This is a genomic window from Nostoc sp. 106C (genome assembly GCF_002154725.1).
GTDB lineage: Bacteria > Cyanobacteriota > Cyanobacteriia > Cyanobacteriales > Nostocaceae > Aulosira.
Genome location: NZ_MTAW01000084.1, coordinates 86,583 through 94,132, shown reverse-complemented (window position 1 = coordinate 94,132; position 7,550 = coordinate 86,583). Strand labels below are relative to the sequence as shown.

The 7,550-nt window shown below is 39.8% G+C and carries 8 protein-coding genes; 4 read left to right on the top strand and 4 right to left on the bottom strand.

From position 1 onward, the window contains the following. Positions 1 to 88: 88 nt before the first annotated feature. From BV375_RS09310 to BV375_RS09300, 3 genes are all read right to left on the bottom strand, one after another. Entirely contained in the window at positions 89 to 853 is a 765-nt protein-coding gene (locus BV375_RS09310) for a tRNA(His) guanylyltransferase Thg1 family protein (protein WP_086759684.1), read from the bottom strand. Further along, on the bottom strand, positions 843 to 1,292 hold the full coding sequence (locus BV375_RS09305; RefSeq protein ID WP_086759682.1) for an ATP-binding protein: 450 nt from the start codon (positions 1,290 to 1,292) through the stop codon (positions 843 to 845). Before BV375_RS09305 ends, BV375_RS09310 begins: the two co-directional genes overlap by 11 nt. Before the next feature lie 101 nt (positions 1,293 to 1,393). Beyond that, a complete protein-coding gene (locus BV375_RS09300) occupies positions 1,394 to 2,776 on the bottom strand; it encodes a 3' terminal RNA ribose 2'-O-methyltransferase Hen1 (RefSeq protein ID WP_086759679.1) in 1,383 nt (460 codons plus the stop codon). Between the two features lie 295 nt (positions 2,777 to 3,071). Between BV375_RS09300 and BV375_RS09290 the strand changes: the two genes are divergently transcribed. The 4 genes from BV375_RS09290 to BV375_RS09280 all read left to right on the top strand — a co-directional run bounded on the left by BV375_RS09290 (position 3,072) and on the right by BV375_RS09280 (position 5,450). Then, on the top strand, positions 3,072 to 3,512 hold the full coding sequence (locus tag BV375_RS09290; protein ID WP_086759673.1) for a hypothetical protein: 441 nt from the start codon (positions 3,072 to 3,074) through the stop codon (positions 3,510 to 3,512). A gap of 238 nt (positions 3,513 to 3,750) precedes the next feature. Further along, positions 3,751 to 4,551 (top strand): endonuclease/exonuclease/phosphatase family protein, encoded by an 801-nt coding sequence (locus tag BV375_RS09285; RefSeq protein WP_086759670.1) that lies wholly within the window; start codon positions 3,751 to 3,753, stop codon positions 4,549 to 4,551. Continuing rightward, positions 4,551 to 4,700, top strand: a complete 150-nt coding sequence (locus tag BV375_RS36710; RefSeq protein WP_166507414.1) for a hypothetical protein — start codon at positions 4,551 to 4,553, stop codon at positions 4,698 to 4,700. The genes BV375_RS09285 and BV375_RS36710 overlap by 1 nt, the downstream gene beginning before the upstream one ends. 300 nt (positions 4,701 to 5,000) lie before the next feature. After that, entirely contained in the window at positions 5,001 to 5,450 is a 450-nt protein-coding gene (locus tag BV375_RS09280) for a hypothetical protein (RefSeq protein WP_086759668.1), read from the top strand. A gap of 114 nt (positions 5,451 to 5,564) precedes the next feature. Here BV375_RS09280 and BV375_RS09275 read toward each other — a convergent pair whose 3' ends face one another. Then, positions 5,565 to 7,538 (bottom strand): ATP-binding protein, encoded by a 1,974-nt coding sequence (locus BV375_RS09275; RefSeq protein ID WP_086759700.1) that lies wholly within the window; start codon positions 7,536 to 7,538, stop codon positions 5,565 to 5,567. Between the last annotated feature and the right edge of the window lie 12 nt (positions 7,539 to 7,550).

The window sequence follows — 7,550 nt, the reverse complement described above, 5'->3', positions numbered from 1 at the left end:
TTCTAAAACTGCTTAGCTTGAGGGGTCTTACCCTCAATTCGCCAGCAGTATCCTTAAAGAAGTCGGGGATCTAGTCAGTGCTAAATACTCAGCATTCAGCACTGACTAGTTCTGCAATAAATTGGCTATATTCATCTTTCATTGGCAAGTCGAAATCCCGTTTGATGCGTCGCCGTAATGCTGGAACAATTTCACCTTTAATTGGATTAAATCCTTGCTTTTCGTATTCTTCCCAATAAAGCCCTACACCTCGTTTATGCCAATTAGGCAGCTGATTAAAATTAATTCCATGTTGGAATAACAATTCGTTTTTATCGGCAACAGATAACCCTTTCATCATGCTGGTTGCTGCTGTGGCATTTTTCCCATCTCGACGCAAACACCAATAGCAATGAGCATTTAGCGCATTTCTATGAGCATCCTCATTTCGCCAACGAAAATAATTCACTACTTCTTCTGTATTCGGAAGCTGAGAAATTCGACAATCAAAGCAACCTAAAGAACCTAATAGTACTGAAAATTTAGCGCTAGCTTCACCTGCTAATACTGAGTTGAGTTTTCTTAATTTACGGCTAAAAGTGGTTTCGTTATGCGCAAAAAGCAGAGAGATTTCATCACTTTGGGTATAACCATAAATGATATCGATGCCACAATTCATCAAATGTTCGACTGTTTCCACCATCAAATCCCGAAAGCGGGTATCAAAAGGAGCCTCAAATTGATGTACTTCTTTCGTTAGTCGGGTAAAGCCGCGTCCATCTAATCTAGCAACAATATAAAGTCCCGGTAACACACAATGATCGTGTGCTGTCTCAAATACCCGCATTCTGCTATCAAGTTCATCAAATTTCACGGTTCCATTCCTCAACAATAAATGAATTATTTAATTCAGGTTTAACTGTATAAATGGCATCAAATCCTTCTTCCCAACTCGGCACAACTAGCTTTTTATAAGTTGCTAACAGCCCACCTAAAGGAACAATTTGTTTAGATGGTCTCTGATTGTTCCGTTGCTTGCAATCTTCTAATAAAGCTTGTAAGTAATAACCTACAACTCGGAAACCCTTAGCTTTAGCGGGGGTAATGTAGCGTCTTCTCTCCTCAACAGTGGGATTAGTGTTATCTACCACAAAAGGCTGTTTAGCCTCCAAACAAGCTTGGAAAATAATTTGCTCTCGATGACGGGTTTTGAGCATATCAAGGTTAATGCGGATGTGGGTATTAAAGAAGTGATGCCGATAAAAAGTAGATTTACCTGCTCCTTGGATGCCTATCAATATGATTGCTTCCATTCATCTGTGGTTCTTAAATTATGAAAATCTCACGCAGAGACGCAGAGACGCAGAGAGTATGAGAGTCGGAAGTTCCCTTCTGCTCCCTGCCTCCTGCATTATTAACAATTAAACACCGCCATTTGTGTAGGTGAACCCACCTCTGAATCTTCCATCCCTACAGATTGAAACTCCACAGCATAACCAAATTTTTCTGCTACTTGCTTCGCCCAATTTTGAAACTCTAACCGCGTCCATTCAAAGCGATGATCCTTATGTCGCAGTTTGCCAGCGGGGAGGTTTTCAAATTTAACGTTGTACTCAATATTTGGTGTTGTTACTACTACTGTTTTTGGACGTGCAAACTCAAACAAAACTCGCTCAAATGCTCCCAATCGTGGTAAATCTAGATGCTCAATCACCTCAATTACTGTAGCTGCATCATAACCTTTGAAGCGTTTATCTTGATAGGTAAGGGCACCTTGAATTAGCTGTAAACGTTCCCATTGATTGCGAGGGAGGCGTAAGCGGTCTAATCGTTCTTGAGCAATTTCTAATGCCCTATGGGAAACATCTACGCCTGTAATTTGTTCAAAAAAGCTATCTTGAAGCAAACTTTTAACAAGATTGCCTTGACCGCAACCTAAATCAATTACTCGCTTGGCATTATTTTTTTTCAAGGCAGCAATTACAGCATTCATCCGCTGCTGATTTAAGCTAATGGGTTTTTCTACCGCCGCTTCTTCCTCAGCATGACTTTCTTCGGCGCTGTCGGGGTCGGGGTTGTCTTCTTCTGCTAATTGGGCTAAAGCTTCACGTGTTAAGCGATGCTGGCGTTTGAGGTAACGTCTAGTAATTTGTGCCCTCGCTGGATGTTTAGTTAACCAACCTTCGCCATGACGCAGTAACTTTTCTATTTCATCCTCATTTACCCAGTAATGTTTATCGTCATCTAATACGGGAATTAGAACATAAAGATGACTCAATAAATCGCTGAGGGGTAAAGTGTGTTGCAGTTCAACTGTGAAATATTTGCTCTGTCCCCAATCAGGGAATTCCTCATCTAAAGTGTGACTTTGGGCACTAACAGTGTAACCCAAAGGCTCAAACAGTTGGCGCAGAAAATTTTCACCACCGCGACAAGGTAAAACAGAGATTTTTGCAACTAAAGGTATGGGAGTTTGTGCAAGTTCTGGTTTATCTTTGCAACGACCTGATAATGCAGTCCCAAATACTTGCGCGATCGCCACACTCAAAAATGAAGAAGCAACATAAGGGCGATCGCTTACATACTGTTCTAGCCTAGCACCTTTTCCCCGCACTAACTTCACCGGATCGACATCCAACAGCAACGCCGCCGTACAGCGTTCTGGCTGCGCTTGGGGGTAAAAGACATGCGCCTGTCCAAACGTCAGAGAAAAGGACTGACAACGGTCTGGATGTTTATGTAGTAAGTGGCCTAACTCTGTTGCTGGGGAGTGTGTAGTTGCGATCGTTAGCAGCATTCAACTATGTATATCTTTAAAAAATGAGAATAATTAATGAATACTGTTTCAGGTTACGCGATTACGGAAAAAAATGGTGGTGTTGTAGCGGAATGTGAAGTTAGTAATTGTACTGATTTTTTACAATATGTGACAAAAGGAATATTATTCACAAATGATGTAGCTCAAGAGAAAATCTTATCCTATTCACACAGTTATGTTTGCTATAACTATAGTATTCTTATTTTATTTTTAAAATATATCTAGGTGAGCATTGCCCACCCTACACTTACATTAATTTTTGAGAAAATTAAGTATGAAATACTCACTCCTATTCTTCTTAGTTATCATTAGTGCGATCGCCGGAACTACGAGTGCCTATGCTCAACAAGAAAATTTATTTCCCACAAGGATAAAACCCAATCAGCCTGCTGTTATAGTACCTACAACAGATGAACCCAATCAGGCTGCTAATTTACTAACAGAAGGTGCAACAATTGATAGCAAGTGGAAAAATGTTATCATCCAACCAACTAATAATCTTATCCCAAATAACAACAGAATTACAGTAGTGCAGGAGCAAGGATGTCAAAAAATGAATCCTTTGGATTTCTTGGAGAATCCAGCGGCGGCTTTTGAGAAATGTCAGGAGCTAAATAATAATCAAACTCCTCCTCCTAGAAGCAGCGAACCAATTGAGTATTTAAAAGTCCCTAAACTTGATTCTGGTATTAGTGTGACTGTGACACAATTTTGATATAGGCAGTTTCCTGGCAAATATCGATTAGAAAAATCTACCTTGCTAGGACTCATCTGGCAATCTTAAATCATGATTGCTTATTGCCTGCGTCTAGAGCAAGTTAATATAGGACTTATAGTTGATTTTTGAAAAAAACTCAGTACAGTTTTATTCTTTCTTCCCTGTTCCCTCTCTATATAAATAATTTCAGTAATTAAATCGGATTGCTATAAATCAAACAGGAGTCCTATACAAAGTGGTCAAAGTCGTCACTATCAACATTTTATTTGAAATGGATGTATGGGAAAGACGACGGCAACTATTAGTAGAAGGTCTTAAGACAGTTCAGGCAGATTTAATAGGATTACAAGAAGTTAATATTCAAGAAAATACAGGTTTTTGGCTAGCCGAACAGCTAGAGATGCCTTATGTTTATCTAGTGCCTTATCAAGAGCGAGCTTATAAAATTGGTATTGAGTACGGAATTGCAATTCTCAGTCGCTATCCCTTCATTGAGCAGGCTCAACTCGATTTGCAAAGTCAAGGACGGCTTGCTCAATACGTACAGGTACAAATAGGCGATCGCGCATTAATATTTTGTAACGGACATTATTATTGGCAACCTGGATCTAGTTCTGCGCGGATGAAGCAGATACAGCTGTTAGCCAACTGGCTGGGTAAGCTACCGCCACAAATACCTGTAGTCGCAGTGGGAGATTTTAACGCTACACCAGAAACTCCAGAAATTCGATTTATGCAGGAGCAATTTATCTCAGCCTACGCTGCCTATCATGGCTATGAACCAGAATATACCTGCCCTACACCCTTGCTCAAGGCAAACAACAGCTTATGGCGCACATTTGGACTGTGGTTAATTAACTTATACACTAACCGCACATTTAAACCTTGGCGCGGCACTCTTGATTACATATTTATCAACAATCTTTTGACTGTGCGTAACTGTCAACTGATTCTGACTGAACCTGCACCTGAAAATCTCAATATTTATCCATCAGACCATTTTGGCATTGCAGCTGATGTGGAATGGAACAGTTGATGAAGACAAAGAATCAGGACTTACGCAAGCAAAATTTGTCATTGCGACCGGAACGTAGTGTAGGGAAGCAATCCCAGAATTTCAGGCGATTACGTCGCTACTGTTTGGGAACGACTTCGTCGAACGCTCGTAATGACGGAATTCCGTGACTTTTGCGTAAGTCCTAAGAATTAAACTTATAGCGGATTTCAGCTTGGTGAAATAGAAATATTGCCAAGTGCTATCCCCTAGGCTAAGGCACTACTAACCGCCTAGAGAAAAAGATGGGAATATTCATTGATCTATCTATTGGTAGAAATATTAAACTATTTTGTTCGTTGATTTAATCTACAGAAAGAGCGAATTGATTTAACCACTTATGACGCAAGAACCTCTGCCTTGGGATCGATATGACTGATGAGCCTGATGAAGTAAAAATAGAATACTAAATCGCAAGAAGATTGTATTCTATGAAACTAAATTATGTAACGAAACGGTTTTCGACTGTAGGACGCTGGATGGCTACAGCTCTGTTTTGTGTATCAGCGATCGCCTTCGTTTGGCAGGGTGCGTTTTTTGCAAATACCTCAGCAATGGCTGCTCCATCTGCAACTTTAATCGCATCAGCAGACGCTGGTTCTCAGGTTAAAGGGAAAGCTAGTGAAGATGCTGGACGCGCCAAGAATTTCATCCGCGATACAGCAGATAAAGTTGAGCAAACTGCCAGAGATAATGCCAAGCGAGTTGAGCAATCAACAGATAACGATGGTAGTTTTGTTGAGCGCAAAGCCAAGAGAGATACCGCTACAATTCACAAAAGAGCAGAAGAAGATGCAGCTCGGACTGAAAAAGCAGTAGATAACACCAAGAATGTTATTGAACGCACTGTTGATAACATCAAGGACACTTTTAGCAAATAGAGAATAGTTATACCGATTCCAAACATCCTGACGACACATGGATCGGCTGTAGAGACGTTACATATAACGTCTCTACATTCAAGCTTTTTCAGCCTTATATTTGAAATTAGCTAATTAAGCAGCAAGCTGACTTTGCTGGCTTAGGGGAATTGCGATCACAAATTCTGTACCTTTTCCCAAAGAAGAATTACAATGCAATTTACCCTGATGTTTTTCAGTAATAATTTGATAACTGATAGATAGACCTAAACCTGTACCTTTACCTATAGGTTTAGTAGTAAAAAATGGATCAAATAATTGCTTTTGTACGCTTTCTGGAATACCAACTCCATTATCGAGAATACGAATAATTACTTGCTTGTCAGCAGTAAGTTCAGTTTGAATGCGAATTTCTCCTTTATTATTAGCCAATAATGTAGACCTACCTGCTTCAGCTTCCCGTAGGGTCTGACTCATGGCTAATAAATCTTCTACGGCATCAACTGCGTTAGTTAAAATATTTAGAAATACTTGATTAAGTTGTCCGGCGTAACATTCTACTAGTGGCAGATCACCATATTCTTTAATAATCTCAATTGCGGAATAATCAGATGTAGTTCGGAGGCGACTTTCAAGAATCATTAGTGTACTGTCGATACCCTCATGGATATTTACTGCTTTCATATCTGCCTCATCTAAACGCGAGAAATTTCGTAGAGATAGGACAATTTGTTTAATTCTATCGGCACCTACTTTCATGGAAGTCAGCAACTTCGGTAAATCTTCCATCAAGAAATTCAATTCAATCGCTTCTGCTTCATCTTCAATTTCTGGTATTGGATTGGGATAGTGATGTTGGTAAAGTTGCAGTAATCTGAGTAAATCTTGAGTATATTCATGGGCAGGAGTTATATTACTATAAATAAAGCTGATGGGGTTGTTAATTTCGTGAGCTAACCCCGCTACTAACTGACCTAAGCTGGACATCTTTTCAGTTTGAATTAACTGAGTTTGAGTTTGTTGTAATTCTTTTAAAGTTTGCTCCAATTCTTGCGCTTGCTGTTGCAACGTATTTTGTTGTTGACTCAGCAGCACAACTTGCATTTTCGCTCGTTGAGATAGTTGGATTTGTCGCCAAGCTACAATCGTCGCAACGCCAAGCAGTCCACCTAATATAGAAGCAAGTAAGTTGAGCGCTCCTATCTGAGATTCGATATTTTCACGCGGTATAACCAGAGCTACTGACCAATTTACTTGTTTGAGAGGAACATGAGCAACATATTTGTTTGTACCGTCAATGGAAATAAATTCAATTCCTCGCTGTTGCTTCACCATCCGACGAGCGATCGCAGCTAAGTCAGGATCGGTTGAATTTAGAAAGCTAGTAGCTGGTTTTTCTACCGTTGACATCAAAGCTGGATTGGGATGAACAATTGCTTCTCCCAATGAGTTAAGTGCAAATGCATAACTACCATTACCGTAGTGTAGTCTATTTACTACCTGAGTAATGCGATCTACTTTCAAACTACCGTTTATAACTCCAATGGGACGGCTAGTAACGTCATAACTTTGACGAATTGGAGAAGCAACGGCCACCGAAGGAATTCCAGTAGTACGACTGATAAAGGGGTCAGATATATTTGTTTGTCCAGCGATCGCTTTTTTAATAAAATCCCGATCCTTGTTATTCTCATCAGTTTTTCCCACCGCAGTATTGTAATAAGTACCATCGGGAAGCGATACCGCTATCTTGGAAAATTCACCAGTGCGTTTAATTTCTGCTTTTAAATATGGTTCAATAAGTGACCAATTTAAAGAACGAGCAACATCTGTATTAGCAATAGTTTGAATTTCAATAGAGCAAATTGCTAGCCATTGATCGATCTCATCGGTTCCTTGACGAACCTGAAGCAGTGCTTTTTCTTGAAGTTGCTGAAGAATTAAACCCCTAACTACTAAGTAGCTAGCAATGCCAATCACACCTATAGCAAAAGTAGTACCAATTAAAATTAACGGCGTTGCTAAATTCTGCGATCGCTTTTTTAGGTGATTTTCATTTTGCTCAAGCTGAAATAAATAACGCAATCTTTTACAAACTGACAGTATCATTACATTTATCTC

Coding starts and splice junctions, on each gene's coding strand:
- BV375_RS36710 (WP_166507414.1), top strand. CDS start 4,551: ATGAAGACAAAGAATCAGGACTTACGCAAGCAAAATTTGTCATTGCGA.
- BV375_RS09280 (WP_086759668.1), top strand. CDS start 5,001: ATGAAACTAAATTATGTAACGAAACGGTTTTCGACTGTAGGACGCTGG.
- BV375_RS09300 (WP_086759679.1), bottom strand. CDS start 2,776: ATGCTGCTAACGATCGCAACTACACACTCCCCAGCAACAGAGTTAGGC.
- BV375_RS09305 (WP_086759682.1), bottom strand. CDS start 1,292: ATGGAAGCAATCATATTGATAGGCATCCAAGGAGCAGGTAAATCTACT.
- BV375_RS09290 (WP_086759673.1), top strand. CDS start 3,072: ATGAAATACTCACTCCTATTCTTCTTAGTTATCATTAGTGCGATCGCC.
- BV375_RS09275 (WP_086759700.1), bottom strand. CDS start 7,538: ATGATACTGTCAGTTTGTAAAAGATTGCGTTATTTATTTCAGCTTGAG.